This window comes from Paraburkholderia sp. BL6669N2, assembly GCF_003387275.1.
In the GTDB taxonomy this organism is placed as follows: domain Bacteria; phylum Pseudomonadota; class Gammaproteobacteria; order Burkholderiales; family Burkholderiaceae; genus Paraburkholderia.
Genome location: NZ_QUNA01000002.1, coordinates 1,167,249 through 1,190,642, shown reverse-complemented (window position 1 = coordinate 1,190,642; position 23,394 = coordinate 1,167,249). Strand labels below are relative to the sequence as shown.

16 protein-coding genes, 2 tRNA genes, 3 rRNA genes and 1 pseudogene are annotated in these 23,394 nt (G+C 60.1%); 6 read left to right on the top strand and 16 right to left on the bottom strand.

What is annotated here, in order from left to right:
• Positions 1-7: 7 nt before the first annotated feature.
• The 5 genes from yjfF to B0G80_RS27860 form a co-directional block, all read right to left on the bottom strand.
• On the bottom strand, positions 8-1,105 hold the full coding sequence (yjfF, locus tag B0G80_RS27885; protein ID WP_116121254.1) for a galactofuranose ABC transporter, permease protein YjfF: 1,098 nt from the start codon (positions 1,103-1,105) through the stop codon (positions 8-10).
• Positions 1,102-2,133, bottom strand: a complete 1,032-nt coding sequence (locus B0G80_RS27880; RefSeq protein WP_106280483.1) for an ABC transporter permease — start codon at positions 2,131-2,133, stop codon at positions 1,102-1,104. The genes yjfF and B0G80_RS27880 overlap by 4 nt, the downstream gene beginning before the upstream one ends.
• On the bottom strand, positions 2,130-3,737 hold the full coding sequence (locus tag B0G80_RS27875) for a sugar ABC transporter ATP-binding protein (RefSeq protein ID WP_116121253.1): 1,608 nt from the start codon (positions 3,735-3,737) through the stop codon (positions 2,130-2,132). The genes B0G80_RS27880 and B0G80_RS27875 overlap by 4 nt, the downstream gene beginning before the upstream one ends.
• Positions 3,738-3,951: 214 nt before the next feature.
• Positions 3,952-4,938, bottom strand: coding sequence for an ABC transporter substrate-binding protein (locus B0G80_RS27870; RefSeq protein WP_116121252.1), 987 nt, complete (start codon positions 4,936-4,938; stop codon positions 3,952-3,954).
• 484 nt (positions 4,939-5,422) lie between these two features.
• Positions 5,423-6,034, bottom strand: a complete 612-nt coding sequence (locus B0G80_RS27860) for an alpha-ketoglutarate-dependent dioxygenase AlkB (RefSeq protein WP_116121251.1) — start codon at positions 6,032-6,034, stop codon at positions 5,423-5,425.
• Between the two features lie 155 nt (positions 6,035-6,189).
• On the opposite strand from B0G80_RS27860, the gene B0G80_RS27855 reads away from it, so the two are divergent.
• Entirely contained in the window at positions 6,190-6,774 is a 585-nt protein-coding gene (locus tag B0G80_RS27855; protein WP_116121250.1) for a malonic semialdehyde reductase, read from the top strand.
• A 29-nt stretch (positions 6,775-6,803) separates the two neighbouring features.
• Here B0G80_RS27855 and B0G80_RS27850 read toward each other — a convergent pair whose 3' ends face one another.
• The gene (locus B0G80_RS27850; protein ID WP_106280475.1) at positions 6,804-7,124 is read right to left on the bottom strand and encodes a hypothetical protein; all 321 of its coding nucleotides are present in this window, start codon (positions 7,122-7,124) and stop codon (positions 6,804-6,806) included.
• Between the two features lie 388 nt (positions 7,125-7,512).
• On the opposite strand from B0G80_RS27850, the gene B0G80_RS27845 reads away from it, so the two are divergent.
• Positions 7,513-8,676, top strand: a complete 1,164-nt coding sequence (locus B0G80_RS27845; protein WP_106311902.1) for a metallophosphoesterase — start codon at positions 7,513-7,515, stop codon at positions 8,674-8,676.
• Positions 8,677-8,704: 28 nt separating this feature from the next.
• Here the strand turns inward: B0G80_RS27845 and B0G80_RS27840 are convergent, their stop codons facing one another.
• Positions 8,705-9,229 carry a hypothetical protein gene (locus tag B0G80_RS27840; RefSeq protein ID WP_116123737.1) on the bottom strand — a complete coding sequence of 175 codons (525 nt, stop codon included), beginning with the start codon at positions 9,227-9,229 and terminating at the stop codon, positions 8,705-8,707.
• A gap of 660 nt (positions 9,230-9,889) precedes the next feature.
• Between B0G80_RS27840 and B0G80_RS27835 the strand changes: the two genes are divergently transcribed.
• Together B0G80_RS27835 and B0G80_RS27830 are read left to right on the top strand one after the other, a co-directional pair.
• Positions 9,890-10,597: an MgtC/SapB family protein gene (locus B0G80_RS27835; protein ID WP_116121249.1), complete on the top strand. Its 708-nt coding sequence runs from the start codon at positions 9,890-9,892 to the stop codon at positions 10,595-10,597.
• Positions 10,598-10,758: 161 nt separating this feature from the next.
• Complete coding sequence (locus B0G80_RS27830) at positions 10,759-11,013, top strand: GlsB/YeaQ/YmgE family stress response membrane protein (RefSeq protein WP_007176844.1); 255 nt, start codon at positions 10,759-10,761, stop codon at positions 11,011-11,013.
• Between the two features lie 72 nt (positions 11,014-11,085).
• Here the strand turns inward: B0G80_RS27830 and B0G80_RS27825 are convergent, their stop codons facing one another.
• The 3 genes from B0G80_RS27825 to B0G80_RS27815 form a co-directional block, all read right to left on the bottom strand.
• Positions 11,086-12,600 (bottom strand): acetyl-CoA hydrolase/transferase family protein, encoded by a 1,515-nt coding sequence (locus B0G80_RS27825; RefSeq protein ID WP_116121248.1) that lies wholly within the window; start codon positions 12,598-12,600, stop codon positions 11,086-11,088.
• A gap of 192 nt (positions 12,601-12,792) precedes the next feature.
• Positions 12,793-13,008 carry a hypothetical protein gene (locus tag B0G80_RS27820; RefSeq protein ID WP_116121247.1) on the bottom strand — a complete coding sequence of 72 codons (216 nt, stop codon included), beginning with the start codon at positions 13,006-13,008 and terminating at the stop codon, positions 12,793-12,795.
• A gap of 171 nt (positions 13,009-13,179) precedes the next feature.
• The gene (locus tag B0G80_RS27815; RefSeq protein ID WP_116121246.1) at positions 13,180-15,348 is read right to left on the bottom strand and encodes an FUSC family protein; all 2,169 of its coding nucleotides are present in this window, start codon (positions 15,346-15,348) and stop codon (positions 13,180-13,182) included.
• Between the two features lie 201 nt (positions 15,349-15,549).
• Between B0G80_RS27815 and B0G80_RS27810 the strand changes: the two genes are divergently transcribed.
• Together B0G80_RS27810 and B0G80_RS27805 are read left to right on the top strand one after the other, a co-directional pair.
• Complete coding sequence (locus tag B0G80_RS27810) at positions 15,550-16,539, top strand: LysR family transcriptional regulator (protein ID WP_116121245.1); 990 nt, start codon at positions 15,550-15,552, stop codon at positions 16,537-16,539.
• Between the two features lie 153 nt (positions 16,540-16,692).
• Positions 16,693-16,815, top strand: a pseudogene (locus B0G80_RS27805) (lipocalin family protein); the annotation flags it as partial.
• 76 nt (positions 16,816-16,891) lie between these two features.
• Here the strand turns inward: B0G80_RS27805 and rrf are convergent.
• The 6 genes from rrf to B0G80_RS27775 form a co-directional block, all read right to left on the bottom strand.
• Positions 16,892-17,005 (bottom strand): 5S ribosomal RNA (gene rrf, locus B0G80_RS27800).
• A 207-nt stretch (positions 17,006-17,212) separates the two neighbouring features.
• Positions 17,213-20,094: ribosomal RNA gene (locus B0G80_RS27795) — 23S ribosomal RNA — on the bottom strand.
• Between the two features lie 318 nt (positions 20,095-20,412).
• A tRNA-Ala gene (locus tag B0G80_RS27790) sits at positions 20,413-20,488 on the bottom strand.
• Positions 20,489-20,541: 53 nt separating this feature from the next.
• Positions 20,542-20,618 (bottom strand) — tRNA-Ile (locus tag B0G80_RS27785).
• A gap of 80 nt (positions 20,619-20,698) precedes the next feature.
• Positions 20,699-22,229, bottom strand: a 16S ribosomal RNA gene (locus tag B0G80_RS27780).
• Together the 16S, 23S and 5S rRNA genes with 2 tRNA genes alongside form the textbook arrangement of a ribosomal RNA operon.
• A 604-nt stretch (positions 22,230-22,833) precedes the next feature.
• Positions 22,834-23,394 (bottom strand): phosphonate degradation HD-domain oxygenase, encoded by a 561-nt coding sequence (locus B0G80_RS27775; protein WP_116121243.1) that lies wholly within the window; start codon positions 23,392-23,394, stop codon positions 22,834-22,836.

Here is a 23,394-nt window from a genome sequence, read left to right as displayed (position 1 = left end):
CGCGCGTTCAAGCCTGTTCCGGCGCGCGCCCGATCACATGCGAATCCGACGCCGCCGAGCCGTCCGCACGCCCGCGCTCGCGTCCCGCGGTCACGACCGCGCCGGTGCCGCCCGGACGGCCCACGGACTTCGCATGACGCTCGATCAGCCGTTGCAGTAAGCAGAACGCGCACAGCAAGGCGCCGATCACGATGCGGGTCCACCACGAACTGAGCGTGCCGTCGAACGTGATCAGCGTCTGGATCGTTCCCAGAATGCCAACGCCGAACAGCGAGCCGATCACATAGCCGACGCCGCCCGTCAGCAGCGTGCCGCCGATCACCGTCGCGGCGATCGCATCGAGCTCCATGCCCTGCCCTTGCAAGCCGTAACCCGACAGCACGTAAAACGTGAAGACCGCGCCGCCGAGCGCCGAACAGAAGCCGCTCAGCGCATACACGCCGATGCGCGTGTGCGCCACCGGCAAGCCCATCAGCAAAGCCGAACGCGCGTTGCCGCCGATCGCGTAGACGTTGCGGCCGAAGCGCGTGAAATGCGCCACGTAAATCGCGGCCAGCAGCGTGACGAACGCGATCAGCACATTAGCCGTCACCGAGCCGATGCCGATGTCGAGGCGAAACGCCGAGATCTTCTGGAACGTCGGATCGGTGATGGTGATCGACTGTGTCGTGATCAGAAAACACAAGCCGCGCGCGAAGAACATGCCTGCTAGAGTGACGATAAAGGCCTGCAAGCGGAAGAAGTGAATCAACGCGCCTTGCACCGCGCCGAACACCGTGCCCATCAACAGCACGATCGGCAGGATCACCCAGACCGGCCAATGCAGATGTTCAGACAGCACCGCCTCGACGATGGTCGTCAGCGCGACGACCGAACCCACCGACAGGTCGATGCCGCCGGACACGATCACAAACGTCATGCCGATCGCCACGATCAGCAGGAACGCGTTGTCGACCAGCAGATCGAGCAGCACTTGCCACGAGAAGAATCCCGTGTACATGACCGAGCCGAATCCGAACAGCGCGCAGAACAACAGGATCGTCACGGCGATCGGCAGCGTACGCGGGTCGACAATATGAGCCCAGGCTTCGAGGATGCGTCTCATCGCGCCACCCTCCGTTGCGTGACAAGCGCCATACCGAGCGCGCGCGCCGACGGCGACTGGATCACGCTCACCGCGAGCACGACGGCCGCCTTGACGACGAGTGTGGCTTCCGGCGGTACGCCGATCGAATAGGTGGTGTACGTGAGCGTCTGAATGATGAGCGCGCCCAGCACCGTGCCCGCGAGACTGAAGCGGCCGCCGAGCAGCGACGTGCCGCCGAGCGTCACCGCGAGGATCGCATCGAGTTCGAGCAGCAGGCCGGCGTTGTTGCCGTCGGCGCTGCGTACGTTCGAACTGATCAGAATGCCCGCCATCGCCGCGGTCAGTCCCGAGAAGCCGTACACCGCGAAAACGAGCGCCTTGGAGCGCAAGCCGACCAGACGCGTGGCGACCGGATTGACGCCGATCGCGCGAATGAACAGTCCGAGCGCGGTGCCTTCGACGAGCGCGGCGGTTGCCAGCACCGACACCGTGGCGATCCACACCGAACACGGCACGCCGAGCCAATAACCGCCGCCTACAAACAGATAGCCCGGCGCGCCGATCGGGATGATCTGCCCCGCCGTTAGCAATTGCGCGATGCCGCGCCCGGCGACCATCAGGATCAAGGTGGCGATGATCGGCTGCATCCCGACGAACGACACCAGCAAGCCATTCCACATGCCGCTCAGCACGCCGACGATCAAAGCCGCCAGCAGTGCCTGCGCGATCAGTCCGCCAGTCGGCACCGGCTGCGTGGCGAGTATCGTGGCCGCGGCGGCGCCCGCGATCGCCACCACCGCGCCGACCGAAATATCGATGCCGCGCGTCGCGATCACCAGCGTCATGCCGGTCGCGACGAGCACCAGCGGCGCGGCACGATTCAGCACATCGATCGGCGCGCCGAACAGATGGCCGTCGAGCATGCGTAGCGACAGGAAATGCGGATTGACCCACAGGTTCAGCCCGCACAACAACACCAGCGTGACGCACGGCCAGATCAAAGGACGCTCGGCGCCGTCACGTACGAACCAGTTAGATAGCTTCATTCGCCGCTCCCCGCGATGAGTCGATAGATATTGTCTTCGTTCGACGCCTTGCCGGCCACTTCGGCGATCTTGCGACGGTCGCGCAACACCACCACGCGATGGCTCACGCGCAGCACCTCGCTGATCTCCGACGAAATGAACAGGATGCTCAGACCGCTTGCGCATAGCGCCAGCAGACGATCCATGATGTCGAACTTGGCCGCAACGTCGATGCCGCGCGTGGGTTCGTCGAGGATCAGCAGTTTGGGATCGGTGGCGAGCCAGCGCGCCAGCAGCGCTTTCTGCTGATTGCCGCCGGACAGCAGGCCGATCGGCTGTTCCGCATCCGCGGCCTTGATGCCGAGCCGCTCGATCCATAGATCGGCCAGTTCGCGCGCGCGTTGCCGGCTGATCTTGCGCCACCAGCCGCGCCGCGCCTGCAACGCCAGCAGAATGTTTTCGCGGATCGACAGTTCCGCGACGATGCCCTCTTTCTTGCGGTCTTCCGCGCAATAGCCGATGCCGTGGCGCACCGCGTCGCGCGGCGAACGCAGCCGCACCGGGCGCCCTTTCACCAGGATCGTGCCGCTGTCGGCTCGGTCCGCACCGAACAGCAGCCGCGCGGTTTCCGTGCGGCCCGAGCCGAGCAAACCAGCGAGACCGAGGATCTGGCCGGGCTGCACGTCGAGATCGATCGGCTGCAGCGTGCCGCGCCGTCCCACGCCGCGCAACTCGACGAACGGCTGGCCGGTCTGCGCGGCCTGTCTTTCTTCCGTGCCGTGCCCTTCCTGCGCGGCTTCGCGCAAACGCGCGCTCATCCGCTCGTGGCCGACCATCTTCGATACCAGTTGATCGGCCGGCAGATCGCGCGCGAGATATTCGCCTTCGCGCTCGCCGTTGCGCATTACCGTGATGCGGTCGGAGATGGCGTACGTCTGTTCGATGAAATGCGTGACGAACAGAATTGCAATGCCCGATTGCTTAAGATGCCGAAGTATTTTGAAAAGCTGGCTGACTTCGCCGTCGTCGAGGCTCGAGGTCGGTTCGTCGAGGATCAGCACGCGCGCGTCGACCGAAAGCGCTCGCGCGATGGCCACCATCTGCTGCACGGCGATCGGATAGGCGTCGAGCGATCGCGTGACGTCGAGTATCACGTCGAGGCGCGCCAGCGCAGCTTGGGCGCGCCGCTTGATATCGGGCCAATCTATCGCGCCGAAGCGCCGTGGCTGCCGCCCCGCAAAAATGTTCTCCGCAACGGAGAGGTTCGGGCACAGATTCACTTCCTGGTACAGCGTGCGCACGCCGGCCGCTTCAGCTTCCTGTGGCGAGGCGAACGCCACCACCTGGCCACCGAGGCTGATCGTGCCGGCGTCCGGCGCTAACACACCGGTAAGCACATTGATCAAAGTGGATTTGCCCGCGCCGTTCTGCCCCATCAACGTGTGGATCTCGCCGGGGAACAGGCGGAAATCGACCCGCTGCAGCGCCTTCACGCCAGGAAATGTCTTGCTGATTCCGGCGGTCGCGAGAATCGGCTCGACGCGGTTCGTGGTGCCGTCGGCATGGGTTGCGGCGGCGCCGATGATGCCGGCCGGCGGGTTCGGTTCAGATGCGGGATGCGTCATAGGCCTCGCTCGATCGGCGGTGCGTGGTTCGGCGGCCTCCAGCGGCCTCAAGCCGGCAGTGCGCGGAAAAGAGGCCGCCGCTGCCCAAGCAGTCGGACGGCCAGGCACCACTGGAGAAACCTTTTTTCGTGTGTCGGTACCGCGCTTCCCGGTTGCGCTTTTGTCCGCGTTTCTATGCCCGCTTTTGACAGTCAGGAAGCCTTATCAATTGCCGTCAGTACTTGCGCGTCGGCAGTGTCTGCGCGGCGACACTCATCGGGAAGACCGTCTCTTCCGTCAGGATGCGCTTAGGCAGTTGCTTGCCGGCCACCACATCTTTCACCGCCGACATCAATTGCGGACCAAGCAGCGGACTGCACTCCACATCGACATTCATCTTGCCCGCGGCCATGGCCTGGAAGCCGCCCTTGGTCGCATCGAACGAAACGACGATGATGTCCTTGCCCGGATGCATGCCGGCCTCTTCCATCGCCTGGATGGCGCCGAGCGCCATATCGTCGTTATGCGCATAAACTACATTTATTTTATTTCCATATGTCTTTATAAACGCTTCCATGACCTGCTTGCCGCCGGCGAGCGTGAAGTCGCCGCTTTGCGACGCAATAATCTTGAACTTGGGATCGTTCTTGATCACTTCGAGGAGACCCGAGTGCCGGTCGTTGGCGGGCGCCGATCCGACCGTGCCCTGAAGTTCAGCGATGTTGACCGGGCCTTGGTCGTTCTTGTAGTGATCCGCGAGCCAATGACCACCGCGCCGGCCTTCTTCCAGGAAGTCCGATCCGATCATCGTCACATAGAGCGAGGGGTCTTTCGTATCGATGTTCCGGTCGGTGAGAATCACCGGAATTTTCGCGGCTTTAGCCTCGCGCAGTACCGGTTCCCAGCCCGACTCGACGACCGGCGAAAACGCAATCACGTCGACTTTTTGCGCGATGTAGGAGCGGATCGCCTTGATCTGGTTTTCCTGCTTCTGCTGGGCGTCGGAGAATTTGAGCTTGATCTTCGCGTCGGCCGCCGCGGACTTGACCGACTCCGTGTTGGCGGTGCGCCATGCGCTTTCCGCGCCGACCTGCGCAAAACCCAGTGTGATCTGTTTGTCCTGCGCGTAAGCGCCCGGCGTGGCCAGCGTCAGCGCACCGAAGCCCGCGCAAAGTGCGAGCGCGCCCAACGCACGACATGCGGCGCGTCGTGTATTCGCCATGACTGTCTCCTGATCGTTGTTGTGTAGGCGACCCATCGAATCCGCCCAGCCGTTGCGGCGCTCACGGTGCGTGGATCGTGATGTAGCGTAGTGTGTAGGGCGTTAACCGTCCAATCATATGATTCGCGTCGGCGATATCAATTTTGGTATAGCGCGCCTGGCGGTTGTGGGTGGTCGCGGGACGTGATGTTGATGTGGCTCGGGCGCGTTGCCTGGCGTTACTGCGTTTGCGCTTTTTTTATGCGCTTACATGTTCCGTGCCTTGGTGGCTTGGTGGCTTGGTGGCTTGGTGGCTTGGTGGCTTGGTGGCTTGGTGGCTTGGTGGCTTGGTGGCTTGGTGGCTTGGTGGCCTGGTGGCCTGGTGGCTTGGCGGCCTGGTAGCCTGGTGGCCTGGTGGCCTGGTGGCCTGGTGGCTTGGCGGCCTGGTAGCCTGGTCGGCTTGGTCAGATCTGCGGCGAAACGCCCTCGCGCAATGCACGCCGCATTAGCGCACACCTGCACTCGGCGTCACCCATCGAAACGTCAGGTTGATGCGCTCGCCCGCCACTCGCGGCTCTTTGGGCACCCGATGCCGCCAATCCGCCTGCGTGTCGCCCTTCATCACCAGCAAGCTGCCGCCTTTCAGCGAAAAAGACTGCACGACGCCGGTCTTGTTGTGCCGCAGATCGAACGTGCGAGCGACACCCAGGCTCACCGAGGCAATCACCGGATGCGTGCCGAGTTCGGGCTCGCGATCCGCATGCCAGCCCATGCTGTCCGTGCCGCTTCGGTAGCGGTTGATCAGCACGCTATTAAAATGCGCGTCGCAAATCGACTCCACCGCGGACTTCAGTTCGGCGACGGTCGGCGTCCAGGCTTGTGGCACGTTGCGAATACCCGAGTAAACATAGACGGCGTCAGGCTCCCCTTGCCACGCGGTCAGCCGTGGCAACGGCACACGCCCGGCAGGCGTGCCCATCATGTCCTGACGCCATTCGACTTCGTCGAAGAGATGCGTCAAGGCCCGTGCCGCCGCCTCAGGCGACAGCCAATCTGGATACCAGTCGACGTCGGGCGTCGGCAGAGCATCAGAAAAATCCGCAAAAAGATCCGTCATGAGAATGCCTGAGTACAATCGCGCGCACAAAGCGCGACTGGATGAGAACCTTGGCTATTATGGCGGCAACGATAACGACGCTACTCGCGTAGCTTGCGGTTTGATCCGGCGCCGTCCTCTTCATTTCGCCCACGTCACCTTCAAGGAACCATCCAATGATTCTTTCCGACCAGGCGCTCGATCAGCTTTTCCGCGAAGCGCGCACGCATAACGGCTGGCAGCAAAAACCAGTCGACGACGCCGTGCTCAAGCAACTCATCGAACTCGTGCTGCTCGGCCCGACATCGGCCAATTCGAGTCCGGGCCGCTTCGTCTTTGTCAGAACGCAGGAGGGCAAGGAAAAACTGCGCCCGGCTTTGTCACCAGGCAATCTCGAGAAGACGATGGCAGCGCCGGTCACGGCGATCGTCGGCATGGATATGGCGTTTTACGAGCACCTGCCGAAGCTGTTTCCGCATGCCGATGCACGCAGCTGGTTTGCCGGTAACGAGAAAGCGATCGCCGACACGGCATTTCGCAATTCGACGCTGCAAGGCGGCTATCTGATTCTCGCCGCGCGCGCACTTGGCCTGGACACGGGCCCAATGTCAGGATTTGATGCCGCCAAGGTCGACGAAGCGTTCTTTGCCGGCACCACCGTGAAGTCGAACTTTCTGATCAACCTGGGCTACGGCGACCCATCGAAACTGTTCCCGCGCAGCCCGCGCTTCGCTTTCGACGAGGCCGCGCGGATCGTCTGACGCACGGTGCCTGTCACGTCCCTGCGCGGTCAAGTCAAGATCGCCACGTAGAAGACCACGGCGCCGATCAAGGCGCCGATGAAGCAGAAGCCCTCTTCGGCTTCGTCGCCGTTGGACCGCACCCAGGCCCCCACGACGCCGAACAGTCCCGCGATGCCGAGAGCGACGCTAAGCATGACGACATAGAACAGCGCGCTTTTGCCCAACTCGGAAAAATCGATGTTGCGCACGCCGAAGTACAAGCCGATCGCCATTACCGAAATGACCACGAGTGGCAGCATGACGTGGCTGCCCTCGTATCCGACGTGATGCGCGTGGCGGAACGGGTTGCCTGATCTGATCAGCTTCATATGTGCCTCCTGCTTTGCCCTCTGCCGGCGACAGTACGAACCGCGAGCGGACTGCGCGGGCCCTCGCTGTGGCCTTTGCCCTGACTGCGATACAAGCCGGTTCTATTTGAGAATAGTCCACGCCCGACCACAATTCAAAGCCCATTTAATTCGAGCACATCGGCGGCCTGAGCGGCCCACCCTCAGCCGCTTGGGCTGCTGCAATGCAATACCGTGCGCGTGCCTGTTAGCCTTGGACGTTTTGCCATAGCGGCGTCAATTTGGCGCGGCCGGCAGGCGGTTGCACATCTCGGTAGAATGGATCGGCTCGTTCGCCGCGGCATTGCCGCGGTCGACGAGCCGCCGCCGCTCCGCCGTGTGCCGGCCCCTTCCCGCCCTGATCCTCTCTATGCGCCGCTCATCGTTTCTTGTTCGTTTCATCCTGATTGGCATTCTCCTGCATATCTACGTGGGCTTGCGTCTGATACCGGACATGCCGATCGACATGACCGGCCGCTGGCTGTGCGCGCTGTGGCTCGTGCTGTCGATCTTTCTGATTCCGCTCGGCATGCTGGCGCGCACGATCAAACAACAACCACTGGGCGACCGGCTCGCATGGGTCGGCCTGCTGGCGATGGGCTTCTTTTCGTCGCTCCTGGTCCTGACATTCGCGCGCGATCTCGTGCTCGCTTCGCTCCTTACCGTCGATGCAATCTGGCCGAACACCATTGCCATCCCGCACTGGCGAACCGGCTCCGCCGCGGCTGTGCCGCTGCTCGCGCTGCTTTCCACGCTGGTCGGCCTGTTCAACGCTCGCCGCCGCGCCAAGGTGGTGACGATCGAAGTGCCCATCGACGATCTGCCCGCCGCGCTCGACGGTTTCACGATCGTGCAGATCAGCGATATTCACGTCGGCCCGACTATCAAACGACGCTATGTCGATGCAATCGTCGACGCGGTGAATCGCCTCAAGCCGGATCTGATCGCTGTCACCGGCGATGTCGTGGACGGGAGCGTGCCGCAACTGACCAACCATACCCAACCGCTGTCACGGTTGAGCGCACGCCATGGCGCTTTTCTCGTTACCGGAAATCACGAGTATTACGCTGGCGCCAACGCCTGGATCGACGAATTCCGGCGCCTGGGATTGAACGTCCTGCTGAACGAGCACGTGATCGTGGATCACGACGGCGCACGTGCCGTGATCGCCGGCGTGACCGATTATTCGGCGGGCCATCACGATCCGGCGCACCGCAGCGATCCAGTCGCGGCGCTGGCCGGCGCACCCGGCGACGTACTGATCAAGGTGCTGCTCGCCCACCAGCCGCGCTCAGCCGAAGCCGCCGCCGCAGCCGGCTTCACGCTGCAGCTATCCGGCCACACGCATGGCGGCCAGTTCTTCCCGTGGAATTTCTTCGTGCGCCTTCAGCAGCCTTTCACCGCCGGCCTCGCGCGGCTGAATGGACTCTGGGTGTACACGAGCCGCGGCACAGGCTACTGGGGACCGCCGAAGCGCCTGGGTGCACCTTCCGAAATCACGCGCTTGCGCCTCGTACCCGGCGAGCCCGATTAAGGCCCGACAGGTCCGATCAAGGCGCCCGTTACTGCGCGGGCGCCACGGCCACGCTGACTTGCGGTGCGAACGCCACCACCACTTGCATACCCGGTGTCACGCCGGTGATCTTGGCGGGATCGCGGCCCTGGATATGAAACAGGGAGCCATTCGGGTCTTTGAGCGCCATGATGCCGGAAACGTGGTCGATGGACTCGACCCGGGCGTGCACGCTCTGCACCGTGTTCTGCTGGGCAATCTGAGCCGCTGCCGCTTGACCGCTGGCGCTCTGCGTGACGCTGATCACGGCATTGCGCATCATGCGGATGTGAACCTTGCCGCCTTGCCGGATCTGCCCGAGATTGCGCGTGTCGGTAATGGTGAATGACGCTTCACCGCCTTGCGCGTCGAGCACAGTGACTGAATGGTTAGCCTGATCGACCGACTTCACGACACCGTCTGCCTGCAGCGTGCTGCTGCCTTCAAACGGCGCCGGCAGAGCTGCGGCTGACGACACGAGCGGAGCGGCAGCGATCAACGCGCCGGCGATGACGCCAAGAGCTTTAACTTTCATAGATTCCTCGATTCGGATGAGCGGCGGAAATAACGACGTCGTGCGGATCACGGCGCAACGCTGCAAGAGCGAATACCCGACAAATAGGACCGCGCATTTGAGCGCCAAGGCCCCGCGACGTGTTACGGATGATGCAGACAGTGTGTTTTCCGGGACGGCGACCGTCAATATTCGGAGTCCGTATTTATGTAGGAATAGCTCTCCCATGCATGCGGAAACTTCCCCAAAGATGGCATGCAATTCATTCGCCGCCTCGCGCCGTCGCGACTTGACTTACCTTTGCAGAGATGCTTAAAATCCGCCCAGTTCATTTACCCGGAATCACGATCTTGGACAGTAGCAGTAGTACCCGTCGAGCTTCGATTCGCCCGATCGCCTGATCGGCAAGATTTCCGCGCCAGTCTTTGCTGTCGCCGTCTTGCCTTCGGGCCGACGGTGCACGTCGTTGATACCCACTTTTTACCAGCGAAATTGCCAGTAAGTTGCAGTGAAGTGCCGCACGGCTCCATGCCGTGCCGACCTTGCTCGACTGTCGGCGCCGTGAACCGTTGGTTCCCGCTGCGCCACGCCTGAACGCGCCCGCGTCCCATCGAGACGGACGTGCTGCTGTCACGTGTACGGTTCACACTGTGCAGTTTTGCGCCTCAACCTTGCTTACCGATGACCATTGAATTCGTCTGGCGGCTACTCGCCGCCTTCGCCTGCGGCGTCGCGATCGGCCTCGAACGGCAAATGCGTCAGCGCAATGCCGGCCTGCGCACCATCACGCTGGTCGCGAGCGGCGCGTGCCTGTTCGTCACGCTCGGCGTACTGACCGGCAACGGCACGGCCGGCATCACCCAGATCGCCGCCTATGTGGTCTCCGGCGTCGGCTTTCTCGGCGGAGGCGTGATCATGCGCGATAAGGGTTCCATCCAGGGAATCAACACTGCGGCAACCTTGTGGTGCTCGGCCGCGGTGGGCGTTTTGTGCGGCGCGGGTCATTACGGGCCGGCGCTCGCCGGCACCCTCGTCGTGCTGTTGACCAATACCGTGCTGCGCGAAGTCAGCCGTACGATCAACGCGACGCCGGTATCGAACGCCGACCTGGTCCGCGAATATGTATTGACGATCGTCTGCCGGGAAGCCGACGAGATCCACATTCGTACCGCCGTCTCCAACTCCATGTATTCGACGCCGCTGTCGTTTCAAAGCCTGACGAGCGAGGACGTTGAAAACAACCCAGGACGCATTCGCGTTACGGCAACGTTGAAGATGCACCCCAAGGATCAGTCGAAGCTCGAACAGATGGCCAGCCGCATCAGCATGGAGAAGAGCGTTTCCAGCGTCAGTTGGACGGCCAGAGAAGCGGAGCCGACGCCGGAGTAAGCGTGACGTGTAAGTTCCCTATCTGCGCGCGCATCGTCTACACTTGATCTGCAATAGATTTAGACAATGTTAATTCCGCGTCCTGAATATGGACTGTCCCATAACCATCGACTAAGCTCTGTCACCGTGAATTTTTCACACTCAACTAGGGAGTCTCGATTATGGAACACGGCATCATTGCATGGCTCATCATCGGCGCGATCGCTGGCTGGCTGGCAGGCGTGCTCGTCAAGGGCGGCGGCTTCGGCCTGATCGTCGACATCATCGTCGGGATTGTCGGCGCGTTTATCGGCGGCTGGCTCGCCGGCGTGCTGCACATTTCGCTGGGCGGCGGCTGGATCGGCTCGATCATCACGGCGGTGATCGGCGCGGTCATTCTATTGTTTCTTATCCGCCTCATTCGACGAGGCACCTGAGCGTAGCACCTGATGTCTTTCGGCGTCAGGGGCAAATGCCACCTGACGCCGGTTTGATCCGACAACCCGCGTTTAAAGCCTTGTCTCCACCGCCGGCAACATCGAGCCGGTGTCCCGCAGCCGCGTATGCCAGGCGAAAGCCTGATCCAACTGATGCGGCGTTTGCCCGCCTCCCTTCAATGCTTCCCTATAGTAGTCGCGCAACAGATCGCGATAGAGCGGATGCACGCAATTGTCGATGATCAACGTTGCGCGTTCCCGCGGCGCGAGACCGCGCAAGTCGGCAAGTCCCTGCTCGGTCACGACCACGTCCACGTCGTGTTCGTTGTGATCGCAATGCGGCACCATCGGCACGATGCTCGAAATGCGGCCGCCCTTCGCCATCGACTTGGTCGCGAAGATCGCGCACGACGCGTTGCGCGCAAAGTCGCCTGAACCGCCGATGCCGTTCATCATGTGCGTGCCGCCCACGTGTGTCGAATTCACGTTGCCATAGATGTCGAATTCGAGCGCGGTATTCAACGCGATTAATCCGAGCCGGCGGATCACTTCAGGATGATTGCTGACTTCTTGCGGACGCAGAACAAGTCGATCGCGATAGCGTTCGAGTTCGCTGAACACCTGCGCCTGGCGCGCGGCCGACAACGTGATCGACGCGCCGGAGGCGAACGTCACCTTGCCGGCATCCATCAGATCGAAGGTCGAATCCTGCAGTACCTCTGAGTAAATTTCGAAGGCGTCGAATGGCGAATCGACGAAACCGGCCAGCACGGCATTGGCAATCGTGCCGATGCCGGCCTGCAACGGCGGCAAGCGTTTGGGCATGCGCCCGCGCGATACTTCGTGCTGGAAAAACTCGATCAGATGACCCGCGATCGACTCGGTCTCGGCATCCGCCGGCAACACGGTGGACGAACTGTCGGCCATATTGGTGATGACGATCGCCGCGATTTTCTCGCGCGGAATCTCGATAGCCGGCGTGCCGACCCGGTCTTGCGGACGGACGATCGGCAGCGGCTCGCGGTTCGGCCTGCGGCCCGGAATCCAGATGTCGTGCAGTCCCTCGAGCGCAAGCGGTTGCGCAAGATTGATCTCGACGATCACCTTGTCGGCGAGAATCGCGAAGCTCGCCGAGTTGCCCACCGAGGTGGTCGGCACGATGCCGCCGGTCTCGGTGATCGCGGTGGCTTCGATAATGGCGATATCGAGTTTGCCGAGCTGGTTCGCGCGCAGCATCTCGACCGTTTCAGACAAATGTTGATCGACGAACATGACTTCGCCGCGATTGATCGCGTCGCGCAGCGTCTTGTCCACCTGAAACGGCAAGCGGCGCGCCAGCACGTGCGCCTCGGTGAGCGTACGGTCCACGTCGTGACCCAGCGACGCACCGGTCATCAACGTAATGCGCAGCGGCTTGCCTTCCTGACGGGCGCGCTCGGCAAGCGCAACGGGGACCGCTTTGGCATCGCCTGCGCGCGTGAAGCCGCTCGCGCCGACACACATACCGTCCTGAATCAGAAGCGCCGCCTCGGCGGCTGAAGTGATTTTTGCGCGCAACTCAGCGCAGCGAATCCGGTCTTGGTACATGAAACTGGGTCTCTCCATAGTCACCCGTCCAGACTACCGGTGCGCACGTCTGCGGTGTGCTTCGCTCGGTAGCCGGATTGTCGCACCCGCCGCGGCGTCACGATGGGACGCGGTCGCGGTCAGGTGATTCGTCGCGCGTCGAACATTCGCGACAGGTCTTGCACATACGTCAGATATAACGAGTGGCGCAGCCTAGCTGCCAAAGTAGATGTTGCAGAAGCTCACGGGTCCGACGCACTCGTCAGCTTTGATTGCCGGTGTGGCGCTGCGGCTTTGCGTTTCGGCATTCTTCGCGCGCTGCGCATTCGCTTGGGCAACCTGTTGTTCCGGTGCGGCCGGCGCCGTTTGCGCGTGAGCGATGACAGCGGACAAAGAGCAGGCAATCAGGGCAATCTTCAACACATTCATTTCGTTCTCCAGGACTTACGGTGCTGCCCCGCGGGAAACCCTTTGGGGAAACCGTGGGGTAGTGATGAAACTATATGGCTGCCTGTCCCGCGGATAAATGGGGCGGTCCGGAAGTGATCCTTCCATCTTGCAGAAGGATCGCTGCACAGAGTCCGTCGCCGCGTGCATCGGTCAATGCGGGTTGAACGGCGCGTCCTTGTCGAGCAACGCTGTGCGAATGAAATGCAGGCAACTCAGGATGCGCTGCAGATCGTGACGCTTGTCGCGATCGGCATGAACCATTTGCAGCACGTCCTGCGCAAGCCACGTGGCCGCGCGCACGGACAGCAGCGCTCGCTCGAGACCACGCGCGTCGGGCCGCTCGAAGAGCCGCGCGAGGTCGTCGCGCGCATGCTCTACGGTGCTGATCCAGCGCGGATGAAGAGTCTGCACGTAGTCGGCGCGCGCCATTTCGTTGCGCAGGTCGATCACGGCGTGGCCGACTTCGAGCGTCGCGAGTGTCCAGCGCAACGCATCGCGGCGGCGGCGGGAGCGTCGCGTCAACAGCATGCGCAACTGTGAAGTCAGGTCGTGCGTGCTCGACTGAAAGCGTTGATTGAGACCCGGCAGTGCGTCCTTGCACGCGAATACGACTTGCGCGCGTAAATCGCCCATGATTTTCCCGATGAGCCAGGGCATGTCGGCCGGGAAAACCACCGCGAAAACGAGCGCCGCCAACAGCATCGACGCGCTCAACGCGATGCCGTTGTTGATCAGCAGATCCGGCGCGTAAGTGACGACGTTGTCGGGTCCGGCGAGCAGGCAGAAGAACACAGAGAAACCGATCCCGTATCCCGCCGCCAGCTTGCGCGTGGCGATGAATGCGCCGAGCGCGAGCACCGGCGCCAGCGTCGCGCACAGCAGCGGAAAGCCGTCGATGTTCGGATACACGTAGCACGTGAACACGTAGCCGGTCACGGTGGCCAGCACCGCGCCGACGGCCATCTGCACGGCCATCTTCGACGGGTTCGGCGCAGTCGATGTCAGCGCGCACGCCAGCGCCGCGCCGATCACCGCAAGGCCGCCGCTCGGCCAGTCGGTCATGAACCAGAACCAGCCCGCGATCGCCATCACCACAGCCGAGCGGATAAACGTCAGCGCAACGACAAAGGTGTTGGTTTTGCTCACATAGCGGCTTTTCGTTCGCGGATGGCTGTCGTCACGCTTTCGCTGCGTCACGGATGCGTAGGTCCGCGAGTAGCGGATCCATTCGTCGACGAACCGGTACAGCAGTTCCGCCGCCGTATCGAAGTCCGCCAGCGATTCGGCGGACGCGGCTTCCAGCGGCCGTCTCGTTTCACGCACACGCCTCGGCAGGCTCGCCTGGAAATGTTGCAAACGGGCTGCCATGCGCGATGCATCCACCGGGGCCTCGAACTGCGGCGCCATGAGCGCGGCCAGTTCGTCGAAATACGGTTTGATCGCCGCGACGATCGGCGCCGAGCCGTTCGCATGTAGCCGCTTGAGCAGTTGATGCAGCGCATGCAGCCGCGCACAGGCATCCATGAACTCGCCGTTCAGACGACCGAGATGCTGACTGCGTGAACGCATGGCCGGGTCTTCGAAGGCGGCAAAAGTACGTGTCGCCTCGAACCCGACGATCTCGTCGACGAGATTCGCGAAGCGTCGCTCGAACTGGCCCCGCTTGATGCCGCGAGCCAACACGTCGGCAGCGAACGCAGTAAAATTTCCGTACCGAATTTGTAGCGCGCGCCGCAGCGCGAGGCTGGACCGCTGCGGCACGATCAGCGCGCTCACCGCGCTCGAAGACACGATACCGACAGCTACTTCCGCCGCGCGCGTGAGCGCCGCCAGGAACAGGTCGTGAGGCACTGTGACGTTCGGGATGCCGATCAGCGCAGCGGTATAACCCGCGAGCACAAAGCCGTACCATCTGAAATGCCGATACCGGACCGCTGCCGCAATGCAGGCGCTCACCCAGCCGATCATGCCGAGCATATACAACTCGGGCTGCTGGACGAACAGCGCGCCGAGCACCAGCGCGGCGACCGTGCCCGCCGCGGTCCCGAGAATCCGGTAGAAACTCTTCGCCAGCACCATGCCGCTGAACGGCTGCATCAGCACGAACACGGTGGTCATCGCAATGCGCGGCTGCGGCAGATCCAGCAGCATCGCAATGCCCAGCGCCAGCAAGCCCGCCGTGACGGTTTTCAGCAGATGCAGCCAGATCAGACTCTCGCCGGCCGCCCAGTCGCGGACGGCCGGGCTTAGCATTTGCAACATGCGGCCCCACTGCCGGCGGGAATCCGCCGTCGGCTCGATCGCATGTTCGCGTTTCATCTGGAATCTGGGCGCCCCGGTTGGCCGCTTAAGGAAGCACCGGCGGGAATACTGCGGACACCGGCACGCAAGCCGCCGATTGTAGGAGCATGCTATGTGCGCATTAAGAGGACGGCTGCGGAACGTCCGTTCCAGAATGAACAACAATGCGCATCCGGGACAGGCGGACAATACGGCATAAGCCGTGAAATGGAAGGATCGATGGATACGTTACAAAATATGCGAGTGTTCGTGCGCGTGGTCGAAGCCGGTAGTTTTACCGCCGCCGCTCAGTCGCTCAATTCAACGACCGGCGCGATGTCCCGCGCGGTCTCGGAACTCGAAGCTCATTTGCGCACGCGGCTGCTCAACCGCTCGACGCGACGACTTGCGCTCACCACGGCAGGCGAGCGTTATCTGAAACGATGTCAGCAGATACTGGCAGATGTCGACACGGCGGAAGAAGAAGCCAGTTGTGCGCATGAGCGGCCAAGCGGCGCTTTGCGGATGCACAGCTTTGCCAGCATCGGCCAGCACTACGTTTTGCCGGCCATTTCGCGTTATCGCGCACTGTATCCGGAAGTCACGGTCGAACTGACATTGTCGCAGCGCATGCCGGATCTTTTCGAAGGTAGCGCCGATGTCGCGGTGATCGGCGCTTCCACCTTGCCTGATTCGGAACTCGTGTCGCTTCCGTTGGGGACGACTTTTAGCATCATGTGCGCATCGCCCGCGTATGTGCGCGCACACGGCGCGCCGCAGCAGCCCGCCGATCTGGCGCACCACGAATGTCTGATCCTGCACACGCCGGCGTTTCCGCCGCACGAGTGGGTGCTCGATGGGCCGAATGGCAGCGAAATGATGGAGGTGAATGGGCCGGTGCACGTGAACATCGCTGAATCGCTGATTGTCGCGATTCGCGAAGGGATGGGCATTGGCATGGTGCCGCTGTACGCCGCCATTTCCGGATTGCGTGATGGCACGCTAGTGCGCGTGTTGCCGGACTATACCGCGCAGAAGATGCATGTTTATGCGCTGTATCCGTCGCGTAAGTTCATCGACGCGAAGACGCGGACCTGGGTTGAATTCCTGCGCACCCATCTGCCAAAAGTCATCGCACGCGATGAGGCGCTGCTCGCGGAAGTCGGAGAAGCGCAGGCCGACGGGCCGGCTCCGGTGAAAACCGGACATGAGGTAGCGCATAAACTTTGAGGTGGTCTTACGCCTATATTTAAGCCCCACTCTAACGTGGAACCCGTTGAAGTTCCGACCCAGCCCGAACTGGACTAGACCCGCTTTCGTGGACAGCTATCCTTTTGAGCAGGGTGCGCCGCCCATGGCGAAGCGTCGCACCGCGTACTCGGTCAATCGACGGGCGCGGTGTACTGGGAAGGCGCAGTGCGGGTGAGCCGCGAAGGTGTGGATGTGGGACGGGCGTATCTGGAACTGACGGGCTACGCGGATGCACGGCGGATGGGGCGGGAGTGAAGGCGGGTTGTACGGTGGGGTTGTAAACGCAGAAACCCCACCTTTGCGGGGTGGGGTTTCTGTCTGCTGCTGGGGAGCCTGACGATTACCTACTTTCACACGGGTAATCCGCACTATCATCGGCGTGGAGTCGTTTCACGGTCCTGTTCGGGATGGGAAGGGGTGGGACCGACTCGCTATGGTCATCAGGCATGACTTGTTGCTGCACTGCTCGTGGAGCAATGCAACCAATCGGGAAGAAGTAGTTTCTGGTGATGCTCACCAGGGGTAAAGCTGTTGGGGTTGTGTTGTTTCTGGCACAACACGATCACTTAACCTGAGTGTCCTTGCCCCCTTCGGGGGTGGGATGCCCGTCAGTGCTGAAGCACTGACGATCATCGCAAAACACACCTGTTATAGGATCAAGCCTTACGGGCAATTAGTATCAGTTAGCTTAACGCATTACTGCGCTTCCACACCTGACCTATCAACGTCCTGGTCTTGAACGACCCTTCAAGGGGCTCGAAGCCCCGGGGATATCTCATCTTAAGGCGAGTTTCCCGCTTAGATGCTTTCAGCGGTTATCTCTTCCGAACATAGCTACCCGGCGATGCCACTGGCGTGACAACCGGTACACCAGAGGTTCGTCCACTCCGGTCCTCTCGTACTAGGAGCAGCCCCCTTCAAATATCCAGCGCCCACGGCAGATAGGGACCAAACTGTCTCACGACGTTTTAAACCCAGCTCACGTACCTCTTTAAATGGCGAACAGCCATACCCTTGGGACCGGCTACAGCCCCAGGATGAGATGAGCCGACATCGAGGTGCCAAACACCGCCGTCGATATGAACTCTTGGGCGGTATCAGCCTGTTATCCCCAGAGTACCTTTTATCCGTTGAGCGATGGCCCTTCCATACAGAACCACCGGATCACTATGACCTGCTTTCGCACCTGCTCGACTTGTCGGTCTCGCAGTTAAGCACGCTTATGCCATTGCACTATCAGCACGATTTCCGACCGTACCTAGCGTACCTTCGTACTCCTCCGTTACACTTTGGGAGGAGACCGCCCCAGTCAAACTGCCTACCATGCACTGTCCCCGATCCGGATTACGGACCAAGGTTAGAACCTCAAACAAACCAGGGTGGTATTTCAAGGTCGGCTCCACGCAGACTGGCGTCCACGCTTCAAAGCCTCCCACCTATCCTACACAGACCGGTTCAAAGTCCAATGCAAAGCTACAGTAAAGGTTCATGGGGTCTTTCCGTCTAGCCGCGGGGAGATTGCATCATCACAAACACTTCAACTTCGCTGAGTCTCGGGAGGAGACAGTGTGGCCATCGTTACGCCATTCGTGCAGGTCGGAACTTACCCGACAAGGAATTTCGCTACCTTAGGACCGTTATAGTTACGGCCGCCGTTTACCGGGACTTCAATCAAGAGCTTGCACCCCATCATTTAATCTTCCGGCACCGGGCAGGCGTCACACCCTATACGTCCACTTTCGTGTTTGCAGAGTGCTGTGTTTTTATTAAACAGTCGCAGCCACCAGTTTATTGCAACCCCTTCACCCTTCTGGCGCAGGCCAGTCAGGCTACAGGGGCGTACCTTATCCCGAAGTTACGGTACCAATTTGCCGAGTTCCTTCTCCCGAGTTCTCTCAAGCGCCTTAGAATACTCATCTCGCCCACCTGTGTCGGTTTGCGGTACGGTCTTGTTAAACTGAAGCTTAGAGGCTTTTCTTGGAACCACTTCCGATTGCTTCTTCACCGAAGTGAATGGCCTCGCACCCTTGAATTCCGCGCCCGGATTTGCCAAAGCGCCTTCTCCAATGCAAGGACCGGGACTTCCAACACCCGGACAACCTTCCGCGATCCGTCCCCCCATCGCATTTAACAATGGTGCAGGAATATTAACCTGCTTCCCATCAGCTACGCATTTCTGCCTCGCCTTAGGGGCCGACTCACCCTACGCCGATGAACGTTGCGTAGGAAACCTTGGGCTTACGGCGAGGGGGCTTTTCACCCCCTTTATCGCTACTCATGTCAGCATTCGCACTTCCGATACCTCCAGCACACTTTCCAGTGCACCTTCGCAGGCTTACGGAACGCTCTCCTACCATGCACATAAATGTGCATCCGCAGCTTCGGTATATTGCTTAGCCCCGTTACATCTTCCGCGCAGGACGACTCGATCAGTGAGCTATTACGCTTTCTTTAAAGGATGGCTGCTTCTAAGCCAACCTCCTGACTGTTTTAGCCTTCCCACTTCGTTTCCCACTTAGCAATATTTGGGGACCTTAGCTGGCGGTCTGGGTTGTTTCCCTCTTGACACCGGACGTTAGCACCCGATGTCTGTCTCCCGTGATTGCACTCTTCGGTATTCGGAGTTTGCTATGGCGTAGTAATCCGCAATGGACCCCACAACCATGACAGTGCTCTACCCCCGAAGGTGATACACGAGGCACTACCTAAATAGTTTTCGGAGAGAACCAGCTATTTCCAGGTTTGTTTAGCCTTTCACCCCTATCCACAGCTCATCCCCTAACTTTTCAACGTTAGTGGGTTCGGACCTCCAGTACGTGTTACCGCACCTTCATCCTGGCCATGGATAGATCACCTGGTTTCGGGTCTACACCCAGCGACTGAATCGCCCTGTTCGGACTCGCTTTCGCTACGCCTGCCCTAATCGGTTAAGCTTGCCACTGAATGTAAGTCGCTGACCCATTATACAAAAGGTACGCCGTCACCCTCTTTCAAAGGCTCCGACTGTTTGTATGCATGCGGTTTCAGGATCTGTTTCACTCCCCTCCCGGGGTTCTTTTCGCCTTTCCCTCACGGTACTGGTTCACTATCGGTCGATCACGAGTATTTAGCCTTGGAGGATGGTCCCCCCATCTTCAGACAGGATTTCACGTGTCCCGCCCTACTTGTCGCATACCTAGTTCTTCCAATCTGTTTTCGCCTACGGGGCTATCACCCGCTATGGCCGCACTTTCCAGAGCGTTTGGCTAACAGTTCAGATAAAGAATGCAGGCTGGTCCCATTTCGCTCGCCACTACTCTGGGAATCTCGGTTGATTTCTTTTCCTGCGGTTACTTAGATGTTTCAGTTCACCGCGTTCGCTTCACGTAGCCTATGTATTCAGCTACGGATGACCCATACGGGCCGGGTTTCCCCATTCGGATATCGGTGGATCAAAGCTCGTTTGCCAGCTCCCCACCGCTTTTCGCAGGCTACCGCGTCCTTCATCGCCTGTGATCGCCAAGGCATCCACCACATGCACTTGTTCGCTTGACCCTATAACGGGTGTGTCTCCTGCATGATCCACTGGGAATCACACGCTCGCCACGCTCGCTACAGGTTGAGTATTCGTGTTGCGCCGTATTCCAAAAGCGATCTTTCGATCTCTCTTTTCATACATTGATACAATCACAACCCTGATTCACCTACTCGCACACCCATCTCTAAGTATGCTTTCGTGAATCTCTTTACTACTTCTTCCTGATTGTTAAAGAACGACAGCCGATATAAAGCTCTGCTTCATATCACTCTGACTGGCTCAATCGCCAATGCACAACGCTCTGCTTCTTGCACAGAACGCTACGCATTGAGGATTGGTGGAGGATGACGGGATCGAACCGACGACCCCCTGCTTGCAAAGCAGGTGCTCTCCCAGCTGAGCTAATCCCCCAGTCATACAGCTACCCCAGAGGTTTCAGACGATCAGCACACCAGACAAGACTTTGGTGGGTCTGGATGGATTCGAACCATCGACCCCCGCCTTATCAAGACGGTGCTCTAACCGACTGAGCTACAGACCCCTGAGTCTGTCCTGATTTCACAGCCGATAAGCGTGAGCGCTCAACGCATTGCTTTTACGCAACTGACACGTTCGCTCGAGAAAGGAGGTGATCCAGCCGCACCTTCCGATACGGCTACCTTGTTACGACTTCACCCCAGTCATGAATCCTACCGTGGTGACCGTCCTCCTTGCGGTTAGACTAGCCACTTCTGGTAAAACCCACTCCCATGGTGTGACGGGCGGTGTGTACAAGACCCGGGAACGTATTCACCGCGGCATGCTGATCCGCGATTACTAGCGATTCCAGCTTCACGCACTCGAGTTGCAGAGTGCGATCCGGACTACGATCGGTTTTCTGGGATTGGCTCCCCCTCGCGGGTTGGCGACCCTCTGTTCCGACCATTGTATGACGTGTGAAGCCCTACCCATAAGGGCCATGAGGACTTGACGTCATCCCCACCTTCCTCCGGTTTGTCACCGGCAGTCTCCCTAGAGTGCTCTTGCGTAGCAACTAGGGACAAGGGTTGCGCTCGTTGCGGGACTTAACCCAACATCTCACGACACGAGCTGACGACAGCCATGCAGCACCTGTGTTATGGCTCCCTTTCGGGCACTCCCACCTCTCAGCAGGATTCCATACATGTCAAGGGTAGGTAAGGTTTTTCGCGTTGCATCGAATTAATCCACATCATCCACCGCTTGTGCGGGTCCCCGTCAATTCCTTTGAGTTTTAATCTTGCGACCGTACTCCCCAGGCGGTCAACTTCACGCGTTAGCTACGTTACCAAGTCAATGAAGACCCGACAACTAGTTGACATCGTTTAGGGCGTGGACTACCAGGGTATCTAATCCTGTTTGCTCCCCACGCTTTCGTGCATGAGCGTCAGTATTGGCCCAGGGGGCTGCCTTCGCCATCGGTATTCCTCCACATCTCTACGCATTTCACTGCTACACGTGGAATTCTACCCCCCTCTGCCATACTCTAGCCCGCCAGTCACAAATGCAGTTCCCAGGTTAAGCCCGGGGATTTCACATCTGTCTTAGCGGACCGCCTGCGCACGCTTTACGCCCAGTAATTCCGATTAACGCTTGCACCCTACGTATTACCGCGGCTGCTGGCACGTAGTTAGCCGGTGCTTATTCTTCCGGTACCGTCATCCCCCCACCGTATTAGGGCAGAGGTTTTCTTTCCGGACAAAAGTGCTTTACAACCCGAAGGCCTTCTTCACACACGCGGCATTGCTGGATCAGGCTTGCGCCCATTGTCCAAAATTCCCCACTGCTGCCTCCCGTAGGAGTCTGGGCCGTGTCTCAGTCCCAGTGTGGCTGGTCGTCCTCTCAGACCAGCTACAGATCGTCGCCTTGGTAGGCCTTTACCCCACCAACTAGCTAATCTGCCATCGGCCGCCCCTGTAGCGCGAGGTCCTAAGATCCCCCGCTTTCATCCACAGATCGTATGCGGTATTAATCCGGCTTTCGCCGGGCTATCCCCCACTACAGGACACGTTCCGATGTATTACTCACCCGTTCGCCACTCGCCACCAGGATTGCTCCCGTGCTGCCGTTCGACTTGCATGTGTAAGGCATGCCGCCAGCGTTCAATCTGAGCCAGGATCAAACTCTTCAGTTCAAACCTGTTACTGTTTTTCGGTTCAGTTAAGAACCGGTCGCTCACTCAACGTACTGACGAATGATCTCTCCATCTTTCAATGGAAAAACCTTCCTTTCATTACTGTGTGAGACTTGATACTTTCGCTTCATCCGGCAGATCCCGAAGGGCCCGCCGGCGCGTCGCGCATCAAGCGCCCACACTTATCGGCTGTTAATTTTTAAAGATCGATTACGCATTCACCACCGAATCCGCACCGCAGGTCGCCAACATCACAACCACCCGGCACCGCTTCGTTCTGCGTCGCTGCATCAGCAGCAGAGAAACGAGATTATGAAGAACTTCCGCTACGCCGTCAACAGGTTTTTCTAACTTCCTGAACCTGCCCGCTTCGCTGAAAGCCTTGCCACTGCTGGCTCTCCCGCCTCCCGTGCTCCGTTGTCCGAAGCACGAAAGAGCGAGATTCTAGCGAGCCAGACTCCGCCTTGCAAGCGTTATTTTGATAGGCATGGATTGCGCCAGAAACGGCGCGAGGACGACGACAAAACCGGACGACCAGCAAGTGCAAAAAAACCGAAAACGGGACCGAAAACCCGCGCTATCCCCGACGGTCCCGAACGCATAATCAAACAGCCGCGTGCATCAGCATCACTCGTTCAACCACACCTAAATAGTGGTCAAGATCCGGCGTCGCGCGATTCTCTTCTTTGGCAAGATCGTCCCATCTGCGCAGACGCAACGCGTCTTCCGCGTAAGGCTTTTGCAGGAACGCCTCAGCCTCCTCCTTGCTGAAAATGCCACCCTGTAACTCCAGGCTCCGCACCGAATCGGCGGAAAGCTGGCCGAAATACGTGTCGTCGATGGCGCACAGGCAGCGCTTGGCGTCGACGTGCAAACGGATCGGCTCCAACACCGCGCTCGACAAAACCGGCCGCAAGAACGGCAGCGCAAAATACTGATGCAGATCGTCGATGCCCCGCTCCGTCGGCGTCTCGCCTTGCAGATTGAGCAGGTGGCCAAGGTCGTGCAGAAACGCCGCGGCAACCAGTTCCTCGTCAGCGCCAGCCTCTTCGGCCAATAAACCACTCTGCAACGCATGTTCGAGTTGCGTCACCGGCTCGCCGCTATAGGCCAGCTTGCCGTACTGCTCGAACAGGGAACGAATATCCTTCACACTCAATGCCAC